We start from the raw sequence: 22469 nt of genomic DNA, 5'->3' as shown, positions 1-22469 counted from the left end.
AGCGTGAGGGGCGTCACATTTCGCGGGCGCGCCGCGCAATGCTAGGAGCGTGGTGCCCGCCCCGAAAGGGGTTGACCGCGATCAGCCAGCCGTTCACCCCCTCGCACCATTCGAATGGCCGAAAACCACCACCCCCACCACTGCGGCCGGACCACCCCCGCCCCATGCGAAAGGGGCGGCACCGACCAGCGGTGCCGCCCCTTTTGACGATGCGTCAGAAAGCGATCCGGACCTTCAGCGCCGAGCGGTCGTCCATCGCGCGGTAGCCGTCCGGCACGTCGTCCAGGCCGACCGTGCGGTCGAAGACCAGGCCCGGCTCGATGGCCCCGGAGAGCACGTCCGGCAGCAGCTCCGGGATGTAGGCGCGGGCCGGCGCGACGCCGCCGTTCAGCGAAACGTTTCGGCCGAACATCTGACCGATGTCCACGCCGGCGCTGCCGCCGTGCGGCACCCCGACGTAACCCACCGCGCCGCCGTCCCTGGCGATCGAGATCGCCGTACGCATCGACTCCTCGGTGCCGACCGCCTCCAGCACCGCGTGCGCGCCCTGGCCACCGGTCAGCTCCTTCACCGCCTCCACGGCGGCGTCCCCGCGCTCGGCCACCACGTCCGTCGCCCCGAAGCGCCGGGCCAGCTCGGTCCGGGCGGTGTGCCGGCCCAGCGCGATGATCCGGCCCGCGCCCAGCCGGTGCGCCGCCAGGACGCCGCACAGGCCGACCGCGCCGTCACCGACCACCGCGACCGTCGACCCGGGCCGCACCCGCGCCGAGACCGCCGCGTGGTGCCCGGTCGACATCACGTCGGACAGCGCCAGCAGGCCGGGCAGCAACTTCTCGTCGCCCGCCGCCTCCTTGGGCAGCTTCACCAGGGTGCCGTCCGCGAACGGCACCCGCACCGCCTCGCCCTGGCCGCCGTCCGAGCCGACCTGCCCCCAGAACCCGCCGTGCGGGCAGGAGGTCTGCAGGCCTTCGCGACAGAAATCACACGTCCCGTCCGACCAGACGAACGGCGCCACCACCAGGTCGCCCTTGGCGAAGCCGCGCACCTCGGCGCCGGCCTCCTCGACCACGCCCAGGAACTCGTGCCCGATCCGCTGCCCGGCCACCCGCTGGGCCACCCCGCGGTAGGCCCACAGGTCGCTGCCGCAGATGCAGGCGTTGACCACACGGAGCACCACGTCCGTCGGGTGCTGGATCACCGGGTCCGGAACGTCCTCGATCCGGATGTCGTTGGGGCCGTGGATCACGGTGGCACGCATGCGCTGTTCCTTCGCTGAGAACGATCTCGACCAGGTGTACGACACCCCCGCCGACCACTCTATTCCGGCCGGTCGATCGGAACATTCCGGCCAGGCCCCTCCTCGCCGCCCCTTATCCTGTTGGACCATGCAACCGATCCAGCCCGCGCCGAGGACCGTCCCGGTCCCCGCCCAGCGCTCCGCCGCCCCCACCGAGGGCTTCGCGGTCGTCGACGTCGAGACCACCGGTCTCGGACGCTCCGACCGCGTCATCTCCGCGGGCGTCTACCAGCTGGACCCGGACGGCGAGGTCACCGACCACTGGTACACCCTGGTCAACCCCGAGCGGGACCCGGGCCCGGTCTGGATCCACGGCCTGACCTCCGAGCTGCTCTCGGGCGCCCCCACGTTCCCTGAGGTCGCCGACGAGTTCGCGGACCGGCTGCGCGGCCGGGTCCTGGTCGCGCACAACGCGCTCTTCGACTGGAACATGATCTCCCGCGAGTTCTCCCGGGCCGGCCTGCACGCCCCCGTCGAGCAGCGGATCTGCACCATGGTCCTCTCCCGCGACCTGCGGCTGCCGCTGCCCAACGGCAAGCTGGCCTCGCTCGCCGCCCACTTCGGCGTCCGGCAGCGCCACGCCCACAACGCCCTGGACGACGCCCGGGTGCTCGCCGAGGCCTTCCGCCCCAGCCTGCACCTCGCCCGCCTCGGCGGCGTCCCGCTGCCGCTGCAGAACTGCGTCGCGGTCACCGACCTCGGCGAGGACGAGCCCGCCGCCCCCGGCCGCGCCTCCTGGACCGGCTCCGGCTACCGCCAGGCCAAGAAGCGCCCGCCCTGCCCGTACCCCAACCCGGGGCGCTGGCAGGACGGCAAGCCCCTGGTCCAGGGCATGCGGGTGGCCTTCACCGGCGACACCTCCACCGAGCGCGAACTCCTGGAGGACCGCGCCGTCGAGGCCGGCCTGCACATCGCCACCTCCGTGAGCCGCCTCACCAGCCTGCTGGTCACCAACGAGCCGGACAGCTGGAGCGGCAAGGCCCGCAAGGCCCGCGAGGTCGGCACCCCGGTGGTCACCGAGGACGCCTTCCTCCAGTTGCTGCGCGAGGTCGCCCCGCACCCCGGTGCGTGAGCCCGTTGTGAGGTCGGCGTACCGTTCCCATGTGTACCGTTTTCTGCTGACCCGCCAGTGGCTGATCACCATGCTGATCGCGCTGCTGCTGATCCCCGCGACGATCAAGCTGGGCTTCTGGCAGCTGCACCGCCACGAGGCGCGGGTGGCCCGGAACGAGCTGATCGGCAAGGCCCTCACGGCGTCCCCGGTCCCCTTCGACACCCTGTCGCCGACCCCCGGCTTCACGGTCCCCAAGGACGTCACCTGGCGCGCCGTGACCGCCACCGGCCAGTACGACGTGGCGCACGAGTTCGTGGTCCGCAAGCGGACCGACTCCAGCGGAACCATCGGCTACTTCGTCGTGACCCCGCTGAAGCTCGCGGACGGCAAGGGCACCGTCCTGGTCAACCGCGGCTGGGTCGCCTCCGGCACGAGCGCCACCCAGTACCCGCCCGTCCAGGCCGCCCCCGCCGGCGAGGTCTCCCTCACCGGCCGCCTGCGCCCCGACGAGACGTACGGCGCCAGCGGCATCAAGGACCGCGCCGGTCTGCCCGACCGCCAGTTCAACCTGATCAACACCGAGGAGCAGTCCAAGGAGAGCGGCAACCCCCTCCTCGGCGGCTACCTCGAACTGGCCGCCACCACGCCGGACCCGGGCGACCAGCCGGAGCTGATCCCCGCGCCCGACCACTCCGACATCGGACCGCACATGGCCTACGCCATCCAGTGGTGGCTGTTCACGGCGATGATCCCGGTCGGCGTCTGGATCCTCGCCCGCCGTGAGGCCAAGGACCGCGCCAAGCAGGCCGCCGAACCCGAGACGGTCACCGAACCCGTCCCCGCGTAGGCCCGGTCCCGGCCCATCGCTAGAGCACGTCCTCCAGCTCCCGCAGCAACCGCGCCTTCGCCCGCGCGCCCACCACAGACCGCACCGGCTGCCCGCCCCGGAACACCATCAGCGTCGGCATCGACAGCACCCCGTACGCCGCCTGCGTCCGCGGGTTGCGGTCCACGTCGACGCTCACCACCCGCAGCCGGTGGGCCTCCTCCCGCGCCACGTCCGCCAGTACCGGCGCCATCATCCGACACGGCGGGCACCAGTCGGCCGTGAAGTCCACCAGCACCGGCCCCTCGGCCGCCAGCACCTCCGCGGCGAACGTCTCGTCCGTCACCGCCGGCACACCCGCGATCTCCACCATCGTCTACTCCTCCGTCGTCCTCGTCAGTTCACACCGTGGTGGTTGCTCGGAGGCCGCGAGGTCGTCCCGCGCCCGGACCGCCCGCTCGAACTGCCCGGCCACCCGTGCCCGGGCCTCCTGCAACCGCTCGATGCAGTCGTCCAGCTCCGCGAGCTTGCGCTCGTACACCTCCAGCGACGCCGGACACGAGTCCCCCTCGGGGTGGCCCGCCCGCAGGCACTCCACGAACGGCCGGGTCTCCTCCAGCCCGAATCCGAAGTCCTGCAGCGTCCGGATCTCCCGCAGCAGCCGCAGATCCCCCTCGTCGTACGCCCGGTACCCGTTGCCCGCCCGCCGGGCCGGCAACAACCCCAACTGCTCGTAGTACCGCAACGCCCGGGTGGTCGTCCCCGCCCGCTCCGCCAACTCCCCGATCCGCATGCCGAACCCGCTCCTCCCGCACAACCGGTACCGACCGTAAACCTTCCCCCGGACGTCAACGCCAGCCCCGCCGACGGCCCTTCCGCGAACCGGCCCCCGGCTCCGGCGCCCCACCCCACCCGGCAAGATGTCCCCATGGATCTCGGACTGAAAGACCAGGCCTACATCGTCACCGGCGCCACCCGGGGCCTCGGCCTCGCCGCCGCCCGCGAACTCGCCGCCGACGGCGCCCGCGTCCTCGTCAGCGGCCGCACCCCGCAGGCCGTCGACCAGGCCGTGGCCGAACTCGGCGCCCTCGGCACCGCCCGGGGCGTGGTCGCCGACAACGCCTCCCCCGACACCCCCGAACGCCTCATCGCCGAGGCCCGGCAGCACTTCGGCCGTCTCGACGGCATCCTGATCAGCGTCGGCGGCCCCCAGGCCGGCCCGGTCGAGACCACTCCCGAGGAGGCCTGGCGCGACGCCTTCGAGTCGGTCTTCCTCGGCGCCCTGCGCCTCGCCCGCGCGGCCGCCGCCGTGCTCCCCGCCGGCGGCGTGATCGGCTTCGTGCTCTCCAGCTCGGTCCGCCAGCCGATCCCCGGCCTGGGCGTCTCCAACGGCCTGCGCCCCGGCCTGGCGATGGCCGCCAAGGCCCTCGCCGACGAACTCGGCCCCCGCGGCATCCGGGTGGTCGGCCTGCTCCCCGCCCGGATCGACACCGACCGGGTCCGCGAACTCGACTCCCTCGCCGCCGACCCGGACGCCGCCCGCGCCGCAGCCAGTGCCGGCATCCCGCTCGGCCGCTACGGCACCCCCGAGGAGTTCGGCAAGGTCGCTGCCTTCCTGCTCTCCCCCGCCGCCTCCTACCTGACCGGCCTGATGGTCCCGGTCGACGGCGGCGCCCTGCGCACCCTCTGATCCCTAGATCACCCTCGACTGCCTCCGCCGCCGCCGGGGCCACCGGTGCCGCGGCTCGGCGGGGGCGGCCTGCAGTACCCGGATCCGCAGGTCCGCGGGCAGCTCCGGCAGCCCCAGGCTGCCGCGGGCATCGGCCCGGGGCCCGTCCTCGAAGTGCTCCACCAGCGCGACCGGGTCGCCGCCGGGCGTCAACCGCACCGTGCCGCGCAACCGCGGGTGCCGCGGCGCCCGCACCAGCCGGACGCCCACCCGCTCGACCTCGGGCAGCACCACCGTCCCGGTCTCCATCGCCTCCTCCAACGCCCGTGCGCCGACCCGCAGCCGGAGCCCGCTCACCCCCGGGGTCGGCACCGCGATGCTCTGCAGCCCGGTGCGCCGCAGCTGCGCCACCAGCCACCACACCATCCCGGCCACCAGCACGACCAGCCCGCCGATCACCGTCGGCCACCACCACGTCGACGACACCCACCGCCCGCGCGAGCGCGCGCTCAGCACCGGCCGGCCCGGCGACGTCAGCGGCCACCACCCCGGCGGGTGCACCCCCGCCCACCGGTACAGGTCGAGCCCGCCCAGCAGCACCAGCACCCCCACGCCCAGCAGCAGCACCCCCACCACCCCGAGCAGCACCCGGTTGACGACCACCCGCGTCACCCCGCCACCCCCGTTCCCGGCCCCGTTCCCGTGCCGTCCTCCTGCTCCGGGCCCTTCCCGTTCTCCGGGCGCTCGCCGTCCTCCGTGAACTCGCCGTCCTCCGGGCCCTCCGCCGTCCCCGTGCCCGCGCCCGCGCCCGTGCCCCCGCCCGCCCCGCGCCGACCCGCCGTCCGCACGTCCAGCCGCAGCGGTCGCGCCAGTCCCGCCCGGTCCAGTTCCTCCCGCAACTGCCGCTGCACCGACGCCGGGTCCGCCGCCCCGGTCAGCGACACGCGCACCCGCCGCCGCCCGACCCGGATCCGCAGGTGGTCGATCCCGGCCAGCCCGGCCGCCCGGTCCGTCAGCAGGTGACCGATCCCGGCCCGGTCGACGGCCGCGGCGGTCCCCCCGTACGGCCGGAGCACCAGCCACCTCCCCAGCCCGGGCGCGATCGCGAGCCACAGTAGGCAACCGCCCAGCAGCGTCGCGACTCCGGCACCCACCAGCACCCACACGTCGTCGAGGTGCCGGGTCGCCAGCTCGTCCGCGATCTGCGTCCGCCACCTGCGTGCCGGCTGCCCCGCCCGCACCGCGATCACGTCGTACAGCAGCGCTCCCGCGGCCACCAGCACCACCGTCGCCACCAGGGTCGCGGCCACCGTCCGCGGCGCCCGCAGCCGGTGCACCTTCCCCGGCGCGGCCCGGCCGGACGCCTCGCCGGACTCGCCGCCGGGCTCCGCGTCGGCCGTCCCCGGCCCCCCGACGACCTCCGCGCCCGCGTCGCCCGCGCCGCTCACGAGGCTCCCCCCGCCACCAGCTTCTCGACCACGACCACCACGTCCGACACCCTGGTCCCGGTCAGCCCCAGCACCCTCGCGGCGATCGCCCGCCGCATCGCCGCGGCCAGCCCCGCGACGTCCGACGGGAAGGGCAGCTCGACCTCGACCCGGACCGTCACCGTGCTGCCGGGCACCGCCACCGAGACCCGCGGCGGCGCGCCCCTCGCCCGCCCGGCGGGCCAGGCGCCGGCCAGCACCTCCCGCACCGCCCGGGCCGCGATCCGGGCGTAGACGCGGTCGGCGACCCGCAGCCGCCCCCGCCGGCCCGACGCCGGCACCGGGCCGGGGGCAGGAGCGGAGGCGGCGGAGGCGGTGGCCCCCATCAGCGGCGCCGGTCGCGGCCGCGGAACAGGTCCCCGAGCTCGCCCAGCTCGATGTCGCCCTCCAGCAGGCGCCCGGCCACGAAGCCGACCAGCCCGAGCGCGGCCACCAGCAGGAACGCCGCGAACCCCCCGAAGTACCCGGCGAAGCCGAGGGCCATGCCCACCACCAGGCCGACGATGGCCAGGTTCATCCGCTACTCCCTCGTTCCTCGCGGCGTCGTGCCCCGCCGGGGCCGCCCGCTACTTGAGCTTGGTCCGCTGTCCCGGCGCCGCCGGTTCCTCTTCCTCCTCGAACTCCGGCTCGTCCGGGAGGTGGACGTCGTTGACCGCGATGTTGACCTCGACGACCTCCAGGCCGGTCATCCGCTCGACCGCGGCGATGATGTTCTCCCGCACCTGGCGGGCGAGTTCGGGGATGACCACGCCGTACTCGACCACCAGGGCGATGTCGATCGCGGTCTGCTTCTCACCGACCTCGGCCTTGATGCCACGCCCGATGCTCGACTTGCCGCCGGGCACCCGGTCCCGCATCGCGCCGAACGTCCGGGCGAGCCCGGAGCCCAGCGCGTGGATCCCGGAGACCTCCCGGGCCGCCATCCCGGCGATCTTCTCCACCACGCCGACGGCCAGCGCCGTGCGACCGCGGTCCTCGACCGGCTTCGGTCCGCCGGAGCCACCCGGCGGCGGGCCGGGCAGCGGGGTGCCGCCGGCGTTCTTGTGCAGGGTCGCGGGCGTCGGAGTGTCAGGCATGGGCGCTTCTCCCGTCGTACGGCTCCAGCTATATCGCAAACCTCCCCAACTCTGGCATTTCGCCACGTTCTGCGCCCGCCGAGCGGACGCCGCGGGACGCGGGCGGAGCACCCGGGAAGCACCGAAGGCCCGGCTCCGGGGCGTTCCCCGGGGCCGGGCCTTCGATCGGAGCGGCGGCGTCAGTCCCCGATGCCGGCGAGCTCCCGCAGCCGACGGGCCTGCGCCACCCGTTCGGCCGAGCGCTGCTCCTCGAAGGTGCGCCCGGCGGACCCTTGCAGCAGGGCCTTGGTCTCGATCACCGCGCCGCGCGGAGCGGCCAGCAGGGCCGCCGCGAGGTCCCGGGCGGCGGTGTCCAGCTCCGCACCCGGCACGGCCAGGTTGGCCAGACCGGTCGCCACGGCCTCCTCGGCGCCGACCCAGCGGCCGGTCGCGCAGATCTCCAGTGCCCGGGCGTAGCCGACGAGTTCGGTGAGCGGCTTGGTGCCGGCCAGGTCCGGCACCAGGCCGAGCGAGGTCTCCTTCATCGCGAACTGGACGTCCTCCGCGACGACCCGCAGGTCGCAGCCGAGCGCGAGCTGGAAGCCCGCGCCGACGGCGTGGCCCTGGACGGCGGCGATGGAGATCAGGTCGGGGCGGCGCCACCAGGTGAAGGCCTCCTGGTACGAGGCGATGGTGTCGTCCAGCTCCTTGTCGCTCGCGCCGGCGAGCTGCAGGAAGGTGGGTTCGCCCGGGATGCCCTCGGCGGTGAACATGGCCCGGTCCAGCCCGGCCGAGAAGGACACGCCCTCCGCGCGCAGCAGGACGACCCGGACGCTGCCGGGCAGGTCTCGACCGGCGTCGGTGAGGGCGCGCCAGAGCGCGGGCGACTGGGCGTTGCGCCGCTTGGGCTGACAGAGGGTGACGACGGCGAGTTCGCCCTCGATCTCCAGACGGACGCCGTCCCGCTCCCAGCTCGGGGCCTGCGGTTCGGTGGCGGGGGCGGTCATGCGGGGACCTCCGGTGGCGGGGGATGTGGCTACCGGAGAGTAACAAAACTGGGCGCAGGTGGGCAGGGGCCCGGCCCGGAAAGATCGCCGGGGCCCGCGCGAAGGGAGGGAGCGGGGGTGGGCGGCACCCCGGACATGACGATCGGCGGCCGGTCCACACGACCCGAGGGCGGACGCCCGGCTGTCGGTCAGCCGTCGTCTCCTCGGTCGGCGCCCTGCCGCCGCGTCATCCAGCCAATAGCTGACGAACCGTCAGGAACCGGCCCCGGCAGTCGCCTTGTTCTTGCCCCGCGTGGCACCGCCGCGGCCCCGGAGGATCACTCCGGACTCGCTCAGCATCCGGTGCACGAAGCCGTACGAACGACCGGTCTCCTCCGCGAGAGCGCGAATGCTCGCCCCGGAGTCGTACTTCTTCTTGAGATCGGCCGCGAGCTTCTCACGCGCGGCACCGGTCACCCGGCTGCCCTTTTTCAGAGTCTCGGCCACCCGTGCCTCCTCGTAGCGTTGCTCGGTCAGATTCCCATGATCACCCATCCACCGCGTCCTGGCCACCCATTCGACAAGGTCGATGTCGGAAATGCGTGGTCCGCCGGTGGTGATCCGAGCGCATCAGGGCGCTCACGCAGAGTGCACGCCCCCGGGCGGTTACCGCCGTTCGCCGTGAAAGGGCTGATCAGCAGCGTCGGCCCGACCACGATCGAGTGGCGGGCCGACGGGAAGTCCTTAAACGGAATCCGGGTCTACTTCATTCCCGGACACGCCGTAAGGACTAGTTTTTCTGGTCCGAAAAGCGGAGGCTGCGTCTACTTCCGGTCAGGCCAGCGAGACCAGATCGGCGTACGCCGGGCTCCAGAGGTCCTCCACGCCGTCCGGCAGCAGGATGATCCGCTCCGGCTGGAGCGCGTCGACCGCGCCCTCGTCGTGGGTGACCAGCACGACCGCGCCGGAGAACTCGCGCAGCGCGCCCAGGATCTCCTCGCGGCTGGCCGGGTCGAGGTTGTTGGTGGGCTCGTCGAGCAGCAGCACGTTGGCGGAGGAGACCACCAGGGTGGCCAGCGCCAGACGGGTCTTCTCACCGCCGGAGAGCACCCCGGCCGGCTTGTCGACGTCGTCGCCGGAGAACAGGAAGGAACCCAGGATCTTGCGGATCTGCACCAGGTCGGTGTCCGGCGCGGCCGACCGCATGTTCTCCAGGACGCTGCGCTCCGGGTCCAGGGTCTCGTGCTCCTGGGCGTAGTAGCCGATCTTCAGGCCGTGACCCGGGATGACCTCGCCGGTGTCCGGCTGCTCGACCCCGGCCAGCATCCGCAGCAGGGTGGTCTTGCCGGCGCCGTTCAGGCCCAGGATGACGACCCGGGAGCCGCGGTCGATCGCCAGGTCCACGCCGGTGAAGATCTCCAGCGAGCCGTAGGACTTGGAGAGGTCCGCCGCAGTCAGCGGGGTCTTGCCGCAGGCCGCCGGCTCCGGGAAGCGCAGCTTGGCGACCTTGTCGCTCTGGCGCACCTGGTCCAGCCCCGAGAGCAGCTTCTCGGCGCGGCGGGCCATGTTCTGCGCGGCCACCGTCTTGGTCGCCTTGGCGCGCATCTTGTCGGCCTGCGCGTTCAGCGTCGCGGCCTTCTTCTCGGCGTTGGCCCGCTCGCGCTTGCGGCGCTTCTCGTCGTCCTCGCGCTGCTGCTGGTACTGCTTCCAGCCCATGTTGTAGACGTCGATGGCGGACCGGTTCGCGTCCAGGTAGAAGACCTTGTTGACGACCGTCTCGACCAGGTCGACATCGTGCGAGATGACGATGAAGCCGCCCTTGTACGTCTTCAGGAAGTCCCGCAGCCAGGCGATGGAGTCCGCGTCCAGGTGGTTGGTGGGCTCGTCGAGGAGCAGCACGTCGGAGTCCGAGAACAGGATCCGGGCCAGCTCGACGCGGCGGCGCTGACCACCGGAGAGGGTGTGCAGCGGCTGGCCGAGGATGCGGTCCGGCAGGCCCAGCGCGGCGGCGATGGTGGCGGCCTCGGCCTCGGCGGCGTACCCGCCCTTGGTGAGGAACTCGGTCTCCAGCCGGGCGTACTTCTTCATCGCGTTGTCGCGGGTGGCGCCCGTGCCGTTCGCCATCCGCTCCTCGTTCTCGCGCATCTTCCTCAGCACGGTGTCGAGGCCGCGGGCGGAGAGGATGCGGTCCTTGGCGAGGACGTCCAGGTCACCGGTGCGCGGGTCCTGCGGGAGGTAGCCGACCTCGCCGGAACGGGTGATGGTCCCGGCGGCGGGCATGCCCTCGCCGGCCAGCACCTTGGTGAGCGTGGTCTTGCCGGCGCCGTTGCGCCCGACCAGGCCGATCCGGTCACCGGCGGCGACCTTGAAGCTCGCGGACTCGATCAGGATCCGGGCACCGGCGCGCAGCTCGAGGGCGTTGGCGGAAATCATGGCTGGGAACTACTCCTGGGACGTGGGCGGGCGGCCGGACGGGCCGGGGCCGGGCGGGCGGAAAGGGCTTCATCGGCGGTCGGCACCACCTGGGGCGCCGCCGCCCGCTATTGCCCGGAGAAGATAGCCATGGCGGCAAGTCTACCGGGCCGTGCGGAACTCCCCCGGGCGCCTACCGCCCCGGGGTACCCGCCGACCCGACGACCCGTCGGGTCACGGCTGTTGCGCGACCGGCCCGTCGCCCGCCGGAGCCGGGGTGTCCGCGGCGGCCGGGCCGTCCGGAGCCGCCGGGGCGCCGGTCTCGGCCGGGGTGTCCTGGGGAGCAGCCGGGGTGTCGGTCGCGGCCGGCGTCACCGGGGCCGTGGGGGCCGGTGCCACCGCGGCGTCGGCGCCCTGCGGCGCCGCCGGGTCGACGCAGCCGCCCTGCGGACGGACGGCGGCGAAGGGCGCGACGGGGGCGCCGCAGGCCGTCTCGGGCGCGGCGACCTTGGTGTCGAAGACCTTGGGCGGCACGATCGGGCCGTCGGTGATCTCCACCCGGCTGCGGTCCAGCACCTTGACCGTCGCGGCCGGGCCGGTGCTCATCGCCCAGCCGTTGCTGTCCAGCCGGTAGCCGGTGATGCCGCCGGAGACGGCCTGCCCGCTGCTGTTGGTGCAGGTGCGCGGAATGAGCACGGCGTAGTCGGTGTGCACGGCGCGCAGCGGGTCGTAGGCGCAGCCGTTGGCCGGCTTGTCGTTGTAGCGCAGGTCGCCGTCGGCGTCGCGCAGTCCCATGGTCAGATTCGGCGTCATCAGGGCCAGCCAGGGCGAGCCGTCGCGCTGGACGGTGTGCAGCGCGGCCGCGGCCCGCTGCTTGGCGAGCTGCTTGCGCTGGGCGTCGGTCCGCTTGTCGGCGCCGGGCTCGCCGTCGCCGCGCAGCCAGTCCGCCAGGCCCGGCACCGCGCGGTGCCAGCGCACCTCGTGGTCGCCCGGGCGCACCGAGGTGACGATGCCGTCGTCCCAGACCACGATCGCGTTGTCCCCGGCCATCGCCAGGTAGAGCGCCTCGGCGCCCTCGCGGCGGTAGGACCAGGCCTGCTCGCCGGTCTGCTTGTGGAAGGCCTCCAGGCCGGGGCCCACCCGCAGGTCCAGGTCGGCGGCGCTGAGCGACTCGGAGTTCACCGGCGTCGCCTCGGCGTCCCCCGGTCCCGCCACCCGGTCGCCGAACGGCACCGGCTTGTTCGCGTGGGCCGCAGCTCCGGCCGCAAGGACCAGCATCACCGCCAGGGCAGGCAGGATCGAGCGGGGGGTCAGTACACGCAGCGGCTTCCGGGACACCGCCGGAGCGTACCTTTCGCCGGGCACGCGAGTCAGCCCGGTTACGGGTTGCGCCCGTGCCGCGAACGGCGCGTGGGGCCCCGCGCGCCCCGCCCGTGCGCCCGCCCGCCGACCTGCGCCGTCGCCGCCCCGCCCGCTCCGCCGGGCGGCCCGGGGCGGCCCGTGCGGGCCCGGCCGGACCGTTACAGATCTGATACACGGCGGGCACCCGGCGGCCGTTGCGGCAGACGGCGTTCGAATATCGCCCACTTTAGGGTGACATTCGGCATCTCCTTCCTCCGTCGGGCCTACTGTCGGCGAGCGGGGCGCCACGGTCCGTCCACGCCGAGACCGGGCGCCCCGCCCCGCGACGTCCGGAGGAGAGACCATGCGCATCGGCCGTCTGACGCTGGCCGCCGCCGCCCTGCTGCTGACGGCCACCGCCAGCGTCCCGGCCGGGGCCCCGCTCGGTCAGGGCGAACGGCCCGGCCTCTCCTCCGACGCCTACGAGCCGCGCACCGCCGGCCCCCGGCCGCCGGCCCGGCGGCCGGCGCACGAGCCGCCGTTCGGGGCCTTCGTCGGTTCCTGGGACACGTACATCCCGCAGATCGGCCGGTACGCGCAGTGGCTGGGCGACGCGAACCTGCAGGTCGGCCACACCTATCTGGCCGGCAACGGCTGGTCCGACATCGAAGGCGACCCGGTGGTCCTCGGCCTGTGGTCGCAGTGGCGGCTCGCCGAGCCGTCCCGGATGCTCGTGCTCGGTGTGCCGATGCTGGTGCCCAACGAGGCGCACGTGTCGGACGGCGAGGTGGCGAAGCTGCTCGCCCAGGGCTCCCGCGGGGACTTCGACGGGCACTTCCTCAAACTCGCGCGGCGGCTGGTCGCGCTGGGCGGCCCGGACACCGTGCTCACCCTGGGCTGGGAGATGAACGGCACCACCTACACCCACCGCTGCAAGCCCGACCCCTCCGCGTGGAAGGCCTACTGGCGGCGGATCGTCGGGGTGATGCGCTCGGTGCCGGGGCAGCGGTTCCGCTTCGACTTCGCCCCCAACCGGGGCCTGGACGCCATCCCGTGGACGAGGTGCTACCCCGGCGACGACGTGGTCGACATCATCGGCATGGACAGTTACGACCAGCCCGCCGGCGGAACGTTCGACGACTACGTGCGCGAGCCGTACGGGCTGCAGGACCAGGTGGAGTTCGCGGCCAGGCGCGGAAAGCCGGTCTCGTACCCGGAGTGGGGGCTGTTCCGCAACGGCGACAACCCGGAGTTCGTCCAGCGGATGGTCGAGTGGGTCCGCACCCATGACACCGCCTACCAGACAGTCACCGACTACTGCCCGCACGGCTTCTTCCAGTGCGTCGGCAACCCGCGCTCGGCGGCACGGTTCAAGCAGCTGATGTCCGGGTCGAAGGGGGCGTCGGCGGTGTCGCCGACGGCGCCCCCGACGCCCACCGTTCCCCCGGTACCGGCCCCGTCGCCGGTACCCGCCTCGCCGAGGCCGACCGGGACGGCGGCCGCGACCGGGACGGTGACGGCGACCGGGACGGCGGCCGCGACCGGGACCACGACAGCGACCGCGACCGCGACCGCAGCCGCGGTGCCGACACCGGGGCCGACCGCGAGCCCGTCCCGGGCTGCCACGCCCGCCCGGCGCTGAACGGTCAGCTGCGGCGGCGGGCCAGCAACGCCTCCTTGAGCGCGGGGAAGCGGGTGCTCAGCCGGTGCGCCGCCGCCTGCCGGGCGAGCACCGCCCCGGCCCGGACGGCCGCCGCCGGTGCCGGTCCCGCCGGGCCCAGCAGCAGCCGCTGGTTGGGCAGCCGGTCCGGGCGCCAGCGCTGCTTGTACGGCTCCTGGCCGCGCAGCAGGCCGAGCACCGGGACGCCCGCGCCGACCGTCTCCTCCAGGGCCGCGCTGAACAGCAGTCCGGCGATGTCCAGCCGTTCGCGCAGCACCGGGTGCGCGCCGTACAGGTAGAGGCCGCCGAACGACGGGCAGAGCAGCAGCAGGTTCACCGCGACCAGCTGGCCGTCCAGGTGGAACCGGTGGACGACGGCCTTGCCGGTGGCGACCAGGCCGGTGGTGGACTCGGTCAGGTGCCGGGCGAACCGTTCGGTGCGGTGCTCCGGGGTGACGCCGCGCTGCTGCCACTGCAGGTAGTGCAGCCGCAGCAGCCCCTCCAGCGCCTCCGCCACCTCGGCCGGCGGCGTCGAGCTGACCCGCACCCCGACCTCGGCGATCTTGCGCAGCTTCACCCGGGTGCGTTGGGCCGTCTTGCCGGGCACCCGCTTGAGCAGCCGCTCCATCGGGACGGCCGGCAGGTACTGGCAGAGCGAGTCCTCGAAGCGGCGGCGATTGCCGCGCCAGTGCTCGTACACCCGCTGCACCGCCGCCTCGGGGTGCACCTCGCGCAGCTCCAGCCAGTGCCAGGGGCGGGTGAGCGGCAGCGCGGCGGCGAACTCGGCGGCGGCCCGGTCGGCGCACTCGTCGTCGAGCAGGACGTCCGTGTAGTCGACCAGCCCGGCGCCGAGGCCGGTCAGGCCGCCGAACGGGCCGCCGCGGCGCCGGAAGGCGCCCGCGCCGACCAGCCTGCCGTCCCGGCGGACCAGCACCACCACCAGGGCGCCCGGGCGGCCGTAGTGGCGCCACCAGGAGCGCTGCCAGGCGGCGGCCTGGAAGAAGGTGGCGGACCGGCAGCGGGCGGCCAGGTCGTCCCACTCCTCGGCGAGGGTGTCCAGCGCGTCGTCCTCGCGCCGCAGCTCGGTGCTCCAGGCCGGCGCCGCCGGCCCGGTCGGCAGGCCGGCGCTGCGGGTCTCGGTGCTCATCGGCCGCCCCCGACCGGGGCCTTCTCCTTGGCCGGGGCCTTCTTCTTGGCCGCGGTCCTCTCCGCGGCCGGGGAGGTCTCCGCGGCCTCGGGCGCGGCCTCGGTGGGCTCGGCCTTCGCGTCGGTCTTCACGTCGGTCTTCGCTGTGGTCTTCGCGTCGGTCTTCGCTGTGGTCTTCACGTGGGCCCTGGCCGGGGTCCGCACGTCGGCCTCCGGGGTGGCGGCCTTCGCGGGGGCGGCCTCCGGGGTGGCGGCCTTCGAGGTGGCGGCCTTCGGGCCCGAACCGGGCCCGGCCGGCCGTTCCTCGCTGCGCGGGCGCGGCGTCGTCGGCACCCCGGCCGGTCCGGCGGCCGCGGGAGCCTCCGCGGTCACGGCGGACCCGGCGGGCCCGGCCTCCGGTTGCTCGGCCCCGGCCCGGCGCCGGGTCGTCATCACCAGCGCGCCCAGCAGCAGCCCGGCCGCCCCGCCGACCGCGACGTCCAGCTTGCCGGAGGGCGTGGTCGGCTTGTCGGGTGCGGCGGCCGGGGCCAGTGTCACCAGCCGGACGTTGGTGTCCTTGCTGCTGGTGTTGGCGAAGGCGACCAGCGATCCGGCCACCGCGTCGGCGGTCCGGGCGGCCTCCTGGGCGTTCGTCCCGGTGCCGGTGATCTCGATCATCGGGGCGTCCGGGGAGGTCGTCCCGTGCACCAGGGTCTCCAGTTCGGCCCGGGTGTGGCCGGTTTCGGCGGCCGCCACCGCGAGCACCTGCGGCTGGCCGGCCAGCCGCCCGTACGCCTGGGCGAAGTTGGTCGCGGTCGCGGCCTCGCCCGCGTTCTGCGGGACCACCAGGACGTAGGCGCTGGCGGCGTACGAGGGGTGCGAGACGACGGCGTACCCGGCGCCGGCCGCGGCGCCCAGCGGAACCGCGAGCGCGACGGGCCACCAGCGGCGGACCAGGCGGCGGGCGCTTCGGCGCGTTGTGGTCATGGGTGTTGCTCCTTGGGTATGGGACGGCGGTTCCGGCGACGGCGGGCGGTCAGACGCGGGCCAGCCGGTCGTAGAGGGCGCCCAGGTCGGCGGCGACCCGGGCGATGTCGTAGTGGCCGACGGCCGGCGGGTGCGGCAGCGGGTCCGCGGTCAGGTCGCCCAGGTGCCGCAGGTCGCGCAGCGCGGCGGTGTAGGCCACGGGGTCGGACGGGATGCGGCGGGCCTGCGGGGCGGCGCTGGGCGGCAGCTCGTCGAGCGCCGGGCAGGCGCTGTGCCGCACCGGCAGTCCGGCGGCGAGTCCCTCCAGGACGCCGAGGCCGAAGGTCTCGGCGGTGGACGGCGCGGCCAGCACGTCCAGGGCGGACAGCAGTTCCGGAACGTCGTCGCGCTCGCCGGTGAGCACCAGCCGGTCCCGGACGCCCAGTTCGACGGCTCTGCGCTCCAGTGCGGCCCGCTCCGGGCCCTCGCCGACCAGCACCAGCCGGGTGGCCGGGTCGAGGTCGGCGAGGGCCTCGACCAGCACGTCGAAGCGCTTGCCGGGGACCAGCCGGCCCACCCCGCCGACCACCCAACTCCCTTCCGGCAGGCCGAGTTCGGCCCGCAGGCGGCGGCGCGCGGCGGCCCGGTCGGGCGGCGGGAGGCGGTAGCGGCCGGAGTCGATGCCGTTGGGGATCAGCTCGATCCGGGCCGGCGGGACCCCCCAGGAGCGCAGTGTCTGGGCGACCTGCCGGGAGACCGCGACGGTGGTGCTGCCGAGCCGTTCGGCCGCCAGGTAGAGGCCCTTGACGCCGCGGGTGACCGGCCTGCCCTCGATCACCCCGGCCTGCAGCGAGTGTTCGGTGGAGACCACCGCCCGCACCCCGGCCAGCCGCGCGGCCAGCCGCCCGTACAGCTGCGCCCGGTAGAGGTGGGTGTGCACCAGGTCGTAGCGGCCGGCCCGGACCAGCCGGACCAGCCGGGGCAGCGCGCCGAGGTCCCGGTTGCCGCTCATGCCCAGGTGGTGGACGGTCACGCCGTCGGCGCGCAGCGCGGCGGCGACCGTGCCGGGGTTGGTCAGCGCGAGGACCTCGCACTGCTGGTGCGCGGGCAGGTGGCGCAGCAGGAGGTGGAGCTGGCGCTCCGCGCCGCCGGAGGCGAGCCCGGTGACGATGTGCAGCACCCTCATGGCCGCTGCTCCCCCCGCGCGCGGCGCAGCTGGGTGACGGCGTCGCGCAGCCGGTGCCGGCCCTTCTTGGCGCGCAGCCGCCAGGCACCGTCGCGGTCGCCGACGTAGCAGCGGGGCAGGGCGAAGCGGCCGGTGAGCGGGGAGTGCGCGATGGCGCAGGCGTAGTCGTACCCGGCGTCGCGGACGGCGAGGCTGGCGGGCGGGTCGACGGCGCCGTACGGGTAGCAGAAGCCGGTGACCGGGCCGCCGACGACCTCCTCCAGCAGGCGCCGGCTCTCCCGGGCCTGCACCGCCAGGGCTTCGGCCGGCAGGCCGGTGAGCGCCTGGTGGCCGAGGCCGTGCGAGCCGATCTCCCAGCCCGCGGAGGCGAGTTCGGTGACCTCCGGGACGGTGAGCAGCTTCTTGCGCGGGCCCTCGGTGTCCCAGTCGTTGGCGCGGCCGAGCAGGTCCGCGACCACGTACGTGGTCGCGGTGAAGCCGTAGGCCTGGAGGATCGGGACGGCGTACCGGGCGAAGTCCGCGTAGCCGTCGTCGAAGGTGAGGCCGACCAGCTTGTCGTCCCGGCCGAGGGCGCGGGCCCGCATCAGTTCGCGGACCGAGACGCCCCGCCGGCCGCGCCGGTGCAGCCAGGCGATCTGCTCGGCGAACCGTTCGGGGCTGACGGTGAGCCGGTAGGGGTCCTCCTTCTCGACCGCCACCGAGTGGTACATCAGGATCCACGGCGAGGCGGGGCCGGGGATCGGCCGTTCACCGACCGGGTGACGGCTCCTGGGCGGTCGAGCCCGGTGCGGCGGGGCGTTGCTGACGCCCGCCTGGGCCGAACGGACGGTTCCCCGTTCATTGTCCATGGGGACGCTTCCCTTCTTCGGCGGGGGTTGGCGGGTTCAGGGCCCTGGCCGCGGCGAGGACCGGGCCGCGCACCTCGTGGGCACCGAGTCCGGTGCCCAGGGCGGCGAAGGCCAGCGCCACGGTGAGGCCCCCGAGGAGGGTCGAGAGCAGGGGGTCGGCGGCCAGTCCGGCAACGGCGGTGCCGAGCACGGTGGCCCCGGCCGCGGCGGCCACCAGCCGGCCGTGGTCGGCGAGCACCCGGCGCAGCCGCAGCGGGATGCCGCGCAGGACCAGGCCGCGCAGCAGCAGCGCAGCGGTGGTGGTGATGCCGGCCGCGTTGCCGGCGGCGAGCCCCAGGGCGCCGAAGCCGGGCGTGGCGAGCAGGCCGGTGACGACGGTGACGCCGAGGCCGAGCACCATCACGGCGGCCGGGTACCAGTCCAGGAGCCGGCGACGGCCGTCGTCGGTGCCGGGGTCGTCGGCCCGGCGGACGACGGGGCGCAGCGAGAAGTACGGGCGGATCATCACGCCGATCAGCGCCTGGGCGGGCAGGCCGAAGCTGTACACCCGGATGACGTCGGCGGTGGCCGCGGTGTCGCCGGGGCCGAAGGCGCCGCGCTCGAAGAGCAGTGAGACGACGGACGGGGCGCAGGCCATCAGGAAGGCGGTGCCGAGCAGGACGACGGCCGCCGCCTGGCCGAGGTCCTTCTCGACGCGGTCGCGGGCGGCGGTGAGGTCCCCCGCGGCGAGTGCCCGGGCGACCAGCGGGAAGGTGACGGTGCAGATCAGGATGCCCGCGGTCATGGCGAGCTGGGAGACCTTGGCGGCGTAGTTGAGGTGCGAGATGGTGCCGGGCGGCAGCGCCGAGCCGAGGTAGCGCTCGACGAAGACCTGCGCCTGCCGGGTCAGGGTGAAGGCGCCCACCGGCAGCAGGGCGAGCGGCATCAGCACCAGGGCCTGGGGCGAGCGGCGGGCTCGGCCGGTGCGTGCACCGGGCGGGCCCTGGCGGAGCCGGCGCAGGAACGGGCCGACCAGCAGGCCGGCCATCAGCAGGCTGCCGGCCGCGACGCCCAGGGCGGCGGAGCGCACGCCGAGGGAGGCGTGGAAGCCGAGCAGGACGGCGAGGATGCCGAGGTTGTGGACGACGTAGATGCCGGCCGGGGCGGTGAAGCGGTGGTGGGCGCGCAGTGCGGCGGCCAGGTAGCCGACCAGGCCGAAGGGGAGCACGGTGATCGCGGTGATCCGGGTGCAGGTGACGGCCAGGCCCGGGTCGGGCAGGCCGGGGGCGAGCAGTTCGACCAGCTGCGGGGCGCCGAGGGCGGCGGCCAGGGCGAGGCCGGTGAGCGCGAGCAGCAGCCAGGGCAGGGTGGCGCGGACCAGCTGCCGGACCGGGTCGGGGGCGTCCGGGTCCTCCTCGCGCAGCACCAGGGCGAGGGCGAAGGCGGGCACCATGAGGAAGGACATGGCGTCCTCGATCAGCAGCGGCGCGGCCGTCTCGGGGACGGTCCAGGCGACCAGGAAGGCGTCGGTGCCCTGGTTGGCGCCGAAGTAGCGGGCCAGCAGGAGGTCGCGCAGCAGGCCGAGGGCGGAGCCGGCGGCACTGAGCACGGCCGTGATGCCGAAGGCCTTGGCGAGGAAGCCGCCCCGGGTCGCCCGGTCCGGCGCGGGGGCGGGCCGCTCGCCGGCCGCGCTGCGCGGGGCCGGCAGGGTCGGGGCCACGGCGGCCGGCCGCTCGGTGGTCACCGGTCCGCCTCCCCGGCGGCGGCGCGGGCGGCGAGGCCGAGGACGACGGAGGTCAGCACGGTGGTGGTGCCGCCGATGTCGGCGTACAGGTAGTCGACCAGCACCCAGGTGAGCAGGGCGAGCGCCGCGGGGCCCGGGCCCCGGGTGCGGCGCAGGCAGCCGATCAGCAGGGCGAGGAAGAGCGCGACGTAGGCGGTGATGCCGATCAGGCCCTGCTCGCTGAGGACCAGGAAGTACATGTTGTGCGGGGAGAGCAGCGGCTCGCGCTGGAAGCCGATGGTGGCGTCGGCGGCGTCGCTGCCGGAGGACAGCCGCAGTGGGGCGTGGCTGTCGCGGAGTTGCTGGAAGGCCTTGGGGCCGGCGCCGTGGACGGGGTGGTCCTGCCAGATCCGCCCGGCCGTGGCCCACAGGTCGTAGCGGTCGGAGACCGACTGGTCGGGGGCGGCGGAGACGGAGCCGATCGAGCTGAGCCGCTTGGTGACGCCGGAGCCGCCGAGGCCGAGGCCGCCGATCAGGACGACTGCGGCGGCGAGGCCGAGGACGGCGCTGCGGACGGCGAGCCGGGCGTCGGTGCGCAGCAGCAGCACGCCGGCGGCGAGGCCGGTGGCGATCCAGCTGCCGCGGCTGAAGGAGACGGCGAGCGGGAGGACGAGGAAGGCGGCGGCGGCGGACATCGCCCGCCGCAGCCGGGCGTCGCCGCCCGGTCCCCGTTCGCCGAGCGCGAGCGCGAGGGCGGCGAGCAGTCCGAAGCTGACCACCGTGGACATCGCCATGATGTCCAGCGCGCCGAAGGTGCCGACGGCCCGGATCGGCTCGCCGGTGTAGGAGGCGCCGGTGTGGGTGAGGTACTGCTTGGTGCCGACCACGCCCTGGATCAGCGCGGCGAGTACGAAGGAGCCGAGGACCAGCCGCTGGTCGGTGCGGTCGCGCAGCGCGCAGAGCACGGCGGCGGGCACCAGCACGAACACCTGGACCAGCCGGACGAAGCCGGTGACGCTGGTGGCCGGGTCGATCGAGCCGACGGTGGCGACGGCGGCGGCGACCACGATCCCGGCGAACAGCGCGCAGGTGGTCCGGCCGACGGCGGGCAGCCGCCCGCGCAGCAGGTTCAGCGCGGTGAGGGCGACCAGGGCCAGCGAGGCGAGGTCGGCGGCGGTGACGTGGACGGCGGCGGTGACGTCCTTCTCGCCGGTCGGCACGCAGACCAGCAGGACGGTGGCCGCGGCCAACGGGCTGGGCCGGGCCGCGAGCGCGGGCAGCACCTTCCGTAAGGCTGCGACTCGCCCGCTCGCCTCCGGTGCGCGCGGGGCGGGGTCGGCGGGAAGGGTCAGGGCCACGCGGGTCAGCTCCCGTCCGGGTGGAGCATCAGGGCCGCGGTGCGGCACAGGATCTTGACGTCCTGCCAGAGGCTCCAGCTCTCGATGTAGCGGTTGTCGAACCGGGCCCGGTCCTCGATGGAGGTGTCCCCGCGCAGGCCGTTGACCTGAGCCAGGCCGGTGAGGCCGACCGGGACGCGGTGGCGGTCGGCGTACTCGGGGTAGACCTGGCCGAACCGCATGACGAAGTACGGGCGTTCGGGACGCGGGCCGACCAGGCTCATGTCGCCGCGCAGGACGTTCCACAGCTGCGGCAGTTCGTCCAGCGAGCTCCTGCGCAGCAGCCGGCCGACGGCGCCCATCCGGTGGTCCTGGGAGATGTTCCAGCGGGTCGCCGACTCGTGCTCGTTGCTCGGGCGCAGGGTGCGGAACTTGAGGACGGTGAAGACCCTGCCGTCCAGCCCGGTGCGCTGCTGGCGGAAGAGCACGCCGGGGCCGGTGTCGAAGCGGACCGCGAGGGCGCAGAGCACCAGGACGGGGGCGAGCAGCAGCAGGCCGAACCCTGCGGCGCCGATGTCCAGGGCGCGCTTGACGGCCCAGCCGGGGCGACGGGTCGCCGGGCGGCCGACCCGCAGGCAGGGGAAGCCCCACAGGTGGTCGCCGCCGGCGATCGGGGCGGTGGGCAGCGAGCCGAACTCGCGCAGCGCGGGCACCAGCCAGATCTGGCAGCCGAGCCGGGCGGCCTCGCGCAGGGCGGCCGCGGCCTCGGTCTCGTCGGCGGCTCCGGCGGTGGCGATGACGTGCTGGACCCGGTGCCGGCGCACCTCGCGCTCCAGGACCTCGCGGCCGCCGAGCACCGGCAGGCCGGGGTCGTCGGCCAGCAGCGGCGGGTCGGCGTCGAGGAAGCCGACCGGGCGCATCCCGTACTCGCCGTGCTCGCGGAGGACGGCGGCGACCCGGCGGCCGAGCGTGCCGGCGCCGAGCACCAGGGCGGGGCTGGGGCGGCTGCGGCGGATCCGCCGGACCAGGTGGTAGAGGACGGCACGGCCGACGGTGGCGATCAGCAGCTGGCAGCCGAGCAGGACGGTGAGGCGGGACGGGGTGGCCGGGCCGCAGTCGGGCCAGTGGCCGCCGAGGCAGTCGGACAGGGTGACGGCGAAGGCGGCGGCGACCACGGCGCGGGCGGCCAGCGCGGGCAGTTCGTCCAGGACGGACAGGGTGAGCCGGGCCCGGTAGAGGCCGCCGGCCAGGTTGAGCAGGAGCAGCAGGGGCAGGACGGCGGGGACGCCGAGCAGCGGGTCGAGGGGGGCGGACGGGTCCATGGCCCGGTTGGCGAGGCCGCCGGCGGAGAACAGCGCGATGGTGTCGGCCTGGACCAGGGCCAGCGGCAGGGCCAGCCGGTTGCGGACCGCCCCGCGGTGCCGGCAGGGCGCCGGCACCGGGTTGGGGGGGGGCGCCCCCCCCGGGGGGGGCGGCCCCGCGGCCCGCCCGCCGGGGGGGGGCGCCGCGCCGCGCCCG

General features: G+C 75.0%; 23 protein-coding genes. 4 read left to right on the top strand and 19 right to left on the bottom strand.

The genetic code is table 11. The annotated features are described in order from the left end of the window. Positions 1–214: 214 nt before the first annotated feature. The gene (locus ACFV0O_RS17135) at positions 215–1258 is read right to left on the bottom strand and encodes a zinc-dependent alcohol dehydrogenase family protein (protein ID WP_360265150.1); all 1044 of its coding nucleotides are present in this window, start codon (positions 1256–1258) and stop codon (positions 215–217) included. Positions 1259–1385: 127 nt separating this feature from the next. Between ACFV0O_RS17135 and ACFV0O_RS17130 the strand changes: the two genes are divergently transcribed. Then, on the top strand, positions 1386–2369 hold the full coding sequence (locus ACFV0O_RS17130; protein ID WP_380342109.1) for a DEDDh family exonuclease: 984 nt from the start codon (positions 1386–1388) through the stop codon (positions 2367–2369). Positions 2370–2400: 31 nt separating this feature from the next. Continuing rightward, positions 2401–3198 carry an SURF1 family protein gene (locus ACFV0O_RS17125; protein WP_380342106.1) on the top strand — a complete coding sequence of 266 codons (798 nt, stop codon included), beginning with the start codon at positions 2401–2403 and terminating at the stop codon, positions 3196–3198. Positions 3199–3217: 19 nt separating this feature from the next. On the opposite strand, the gene trxA is transcribed toward ACFV0O_RS17125, so the two are convergent. After that, positions 3218–3550, bottom strand: coding sequence for a thioredoxin (trxA, locus tag ACFV0O_RS17120; RefSeq protein ID WP_360265142.1), 333 nt, complete (start codon positions 3548–3550; stop codon positions 3218–3220). A 3-nt stretch (positions 3551–3553) separates the two neighbouring features. Next, the gene (locus ACFV0O_RS17115; RefSeq protein WP_380342103.1) at positions 3554–3970 is read right to left on the bottom strand and encodes a MerR family transcriptional regulator; all 417 of its coding nucleotides are present in this window, start codon (positions 3968–3970) and stop codon (positions 3554–3556) included. Between the two features lie 135 nt (positions 3971–4105). On the opposite strand from ACFV0O_RS17115, the gene ACFV0O_RS17110 reads away from it, so the two are divergent. Then, entirely contained in the window at positions 4106–4867 is a 762-nt protein-coding gene (locus ACFV0O_RS17110; RefSeq protein WP_380342100.1) for an SDR family oxidoreductase, read from the top strand. A gap of 3 nt (positions 4868–4870) precedes the next feature. On the opposite strand, the gene ACFV0O_RS17105 is transcribed toward ACFV0O_RS17110, so the two are convergent. The 9 genes from ACFV0O_RS17105 to ACFV0O_RS17065 all read right to left on the bottom strand — a co-directional run bounded on the left by ACFV0O_RS17105 (position 4871) and on the right by ACFV0O_RS17065 (position 12124). Then, positions 4871–5518 (bottom strand): alkaline shock response membrane anchor protein AmaP, encoded by a 648-nt coding sequence (locus ACFV0O_RS17105; RefSeq protein WP_380342097.1) that lies wholly within the window; start codon positions 5516–5518, stop codon positions 4871–4873. Next, positions 5515–6294, bottom strand: a complete 780-nt coding sequence (locus ACFV0O_RS17100) for a DUF6286 domain-containing protein (protein WP_380342095.1) — start codon at positions 6292–6294, stop codon at positions 5515–5517. Before ACFV0O_RS17100 ends, ACFV0O_RS17105 begins: the two co-directional genes overlap by 4 nt. Further along, the gene (locus tag ACFV0O_RS17095; RefSeq protein ID WP_360265128.1) at positions 6291–6659 is read right to left on the bottom strand and encodes a hypothetical protein; all 369 of its coding nucleotides are present in this window, start codon (positions 6657–6659) and stop codon (positions 6291–6293) included. Before ACFV0O_RS17095 ends, ACFV0O_RS17100 begins: the two co-directional genes overlap by 4 nt. Continuing rightward, positions 6659–6850 carry a hypothetical protein gene (locus ACFV0O_RS17090; protein ID WP_360265126.1) on the bottom strand — a complete coding sequence of 64 codons (192 nt, stop codon included), beginning with the start codon at positions 6848–6850 and terminating at the stop codon, positions 6659–6661. The genes ACFV0O_RS17095 and ACFV0O_RS17090 overlap by 1 nt, the downstream gene beginning before the upstream one ends. Positions 6851–6899: 49 nt before the next feature. Further along, positions 6900–7409 carry an Asp23/Gls24 family envelope stress response protein gene (locus tag ACFV0O_RS17085; protein ID WP_360265123.1) on the bottom strand — a complete coding sequence of 170 codons (510 nt, stop codon included), beginning with the start codon at positions 7407–7409 and terminating at the stop codon, positions 6900–6902. A 179-nt stretch (positions 7410–7588) separates the two neighbouring features. Continuing rightward, complete coding sequence (locus ACFV0O_RS17080) at positions 7589–8395, bottom strand: enoyl-CoA hydratase/isomerase family protein (RefSeq protein ID WP_380342091.1); 807 nt, start codon at positions 8393–8395, stop codon at positions 7589–7591. A gap of 252 nt (positions 8396–8647) precedes the next feature. Further along, positions 8648–8881 (bottom strand): helix-turn-helix domain-containing protein, encoded by a 234-nt coding sequence (locus ACFV0O_RS17075; protein ID WP_030059940.1) that lies wholly within the window; start codon positions 8879–8881, stop codon positions 8648–8650. A gap of 327 nt (positions 8882–9208) precedes the next feature. After that, positions 9209–10807 carry a ribosomal protection-like ABC-F family protein gene (gene abc-f / locus ACFV0O_RS17070; RefSeq protein WP_380342088.1) on the bottom strand — a complete coding sequence of 533 codons (1599 nt, stop codon included), beginning with the start codon at positions 10805–10807 and terminating at the stop codon, positions 9209–9211. A 213-nt stretch (positions 10808–11020) separates the two neighbouring features. Continuing rightward, positions 11021–12124, bottom strand: a complete 1104-nt coding sequence (locus tag ACFV0O_RS17065; RefSeq protein ID WP_380342085.1) for a hypothetical protein — start codon at positions 12122–12124, stop codon at positions 11021–11023. Positions 12125–12491: 367 nt separating this feature from the next. On the opposite strand from ACFV0O_RS17065, the gene ACFV0O_RS17060 reads away from it, so the two are divergent. Further along, positions 12492–13769, top strand: a complete 1278-nt coding sequence (locus ACFV0O_RS17060; RefSeq protein WP_380342083.1) for a glycoside hydrolase family 26 protein — start codon at positions 12492–12494, stop codon at positions 13767–13769. Between the two features lie 4 nt (positions 13770–13773). Here ACFV0O_RS17060 and ACFV0O_RS17055 read toward each other — a convergent pair whose 3' ends face one another. The 7 genes from ACFV0O_RS17055 to ACFV0O_RS17025 are packed head-to-tail and all read right to left on the bottom strand — an operon-like array spanning position 13774 to position 22390. Further along, positions 13774–14934, bottom strand: coding sequence for a GNAT family N-acetyltransferase (locus ACFV0O_RS17055; RefSeq protein ID WP_380342081.1), 1161 nt, complete (start codon positions 14932–14934; stop codon positions 13774–13776). Then, positions 14931–15899, bottom strand: a complete 969-nt coding sequence (locus tag ACFV0O_RS17050) for a Wzz/FepE/Etk N-terminal domain-containing protein (protein WP_380342080.1) — start codon at positions 15897–15899, stop codon at positions 14931–14933. Before ACFV0O_RS17050 ends, ACFV0O_RS17055 begins: the two co-directional genes overlap by 4 nt. Before the next feature lie 49 nt (positions 15900–15948). Next, entirely contained in the window at positions 15949–17064 is a 1116-nt protein-coding gene (locus tag ACFV0O_RS17045) for a glycosyltransferase (protein ID WP_380342077.1), read from the bottom strand. After that, a complete protein-coding gene (locus ACFV0O_RS17040) occupies positions 17061–17912 on the bottom strand; it encodes a polysaccharide deacetylase family protein (RefSeq protein WP_380342074.1) in 852 nt (283 codons plus the stop codon). The genes ACFV0O_RS17045 and ACFV0O_RS17040 overlap by 4 nt, the downstream gene beginning before the upstream one ends. Next, positions 17902–19635: a lipid II flippase MurJ gene (locus ACFV0O_RS17035; RefSeq protein ID WP_380342071.1), complete on the bottom strand. Its 1734-nt coding sequence runs from the start codon at positions 19633–19635 to the stop codon at positions 17902–17904. Before ACFV0O_RS17035 ends, ACFV0O_RS17040 begins: the two co-directional genes overlap by 11 nt. Further along, on the bottom strand, positions 19632–20972 hold the full coding sequence (locus ACFV0O_RS17030; RefSeq protein WP_380342069.1) for an O-antigen ligase family protein: 1341 nt from the start codon (positions 20970–20972) through the stop codon (positions 19632–19634). Before ACFV0O_RS17030 ends, ACFV0O_RS17035 begins: the two co-directional genes overlap by 4 nt. Before the next feature lie 5 nt (positions 20973–20977). Next, positions 20978–22390: a sugar transferase gene (locus ACFV0O_RS17025; RefSeq protein ID WP_380342066.1), complete on the bottom strand. Its 1413-nt coding sequence runs from the start codon at positions 22388–22390 to the stop codon at positions 20978–20980. Positions 22391–22469 lie beyond the last annotated feature (79 nt).

It is taken from the genome of Kitasatospora sp. NPDC059577 (genome assembly GCF_042735475.1).
Classification (GTDB): domain Bacteria; phylum Actinomycetota; class Actinomycetes; order Streptomycetales; family Streptomycetaceae; genus Kitasatospora.
The sequence above is the reverse complement of the archived record's forward strand: the minus strand, read 5'-3'. Positions and strand labels throughout refer to the sequence as shown.

Coding starts and splice junctions, on each gene's coding strand:
- ACFV0O_RS17135 (WP_360265150.1), bottom strand. CDS start 1,258: ATGCGTGCCACCGTGATCCACGGCCCCAACGACATCCGGATCGAGGAC.
- ACFV0O_RS17130 (WP_380342109.1), top strand. CDS start 1,386: ATGCAACCGATCCAGCCCGCGCCGAGGACCGTCCCGGTCCCCGCCCAG.
- trxA (WP_360265142.1), bottom strand. CDS start 3,550: ATGGTGGAGATCGCGGGTGTGCCGGCGGTGACGGACGAGACGTTCGCC.
- ACFV0O_RS17115 (WP_380342103.1), bottom strand. CDS start 3,970: ATGCGGATCGGGGAGTTGGCGGAGCGGGCGGGGACGACCACCCGGGCG.
- ACFV0O_RS17110 (WP_380342100.1), top strand. CDS start 4,106: ATGGATCTCGGACTGAAAGACCAGGCCTACATCGTCACCGGCGCCACC.
- ACFV0O_RS17095 (WP_360265128.1), bottom strand. CDS start 6,659: ATGGGGGCCACCGCCTCCGCCGCCTCCGCTCCTGCCCCCGGCCCGGTG.
- ACFV0O_RS17090 (WP_360265126.1), bottom strand. CDS start 6,850: ATGAACCTGGCCATCGTCGGCCTGGTGGTGGGCATGGCCCTCGGCTTC.
- ACFV0O_RS17085 (WP_360265123.1), bottom strand. CDS start 7,409: ATGCCTGACACTCCGACGCCCGCGACCCTGCACAAGAACGCCGGCGGC.
- ACFV0O_RS17080 (WP_380342091.1), bottom strand. CDS start 8,395: ATGACCGCCCCCGCCACCGAACCGCAGGCCCCGAGCTGGGAGCGGGAC.
- abc-f (WP_380342088.1), bottom strand. CDS start 10,807: ATGATTTCCGCCAACGCCCTCGAGCTGCGCGCCGGTGCCCGGATCCTG.
- ACFV0O_RS17060 (WP_380342083.1), top strand. CDS start 12,492: ATGCGCATCGGCCGTCTGACGCTGGCCGCCGCCGCCCTGCTGCTGACG.
- ACFV0O_RS17055 (WP_380342081.1), bottom strand. CDS start 14,934: ATGAGCACCGAGACCCGCAGCGCCGGCCTGCCGACCGGGCCGGCGGCG.
- ACFV0O_RS17050 (WP_380342080.1), bottom strand. CDS start 15,899: ATGACCACAACGCGCCGAAGCGCCCGCCGCCTGGTCCGCCGCTGGTGG.
- ACFV0O_RS17045 (WP_380342077.1), bottom strand. CDS start 17,064: ATGAGGGTGCTGCACATCGTCACCGGGCTCGCCTCCGGCGGCGCGGAG.
- ACFV0O_RS17040 (WP_380342074.1), bottom strand. CDS start 17,912: ATGGACAATGAACGGGGAACCGTCCGTTCGGCCCAGGCGGGCGTCAGC.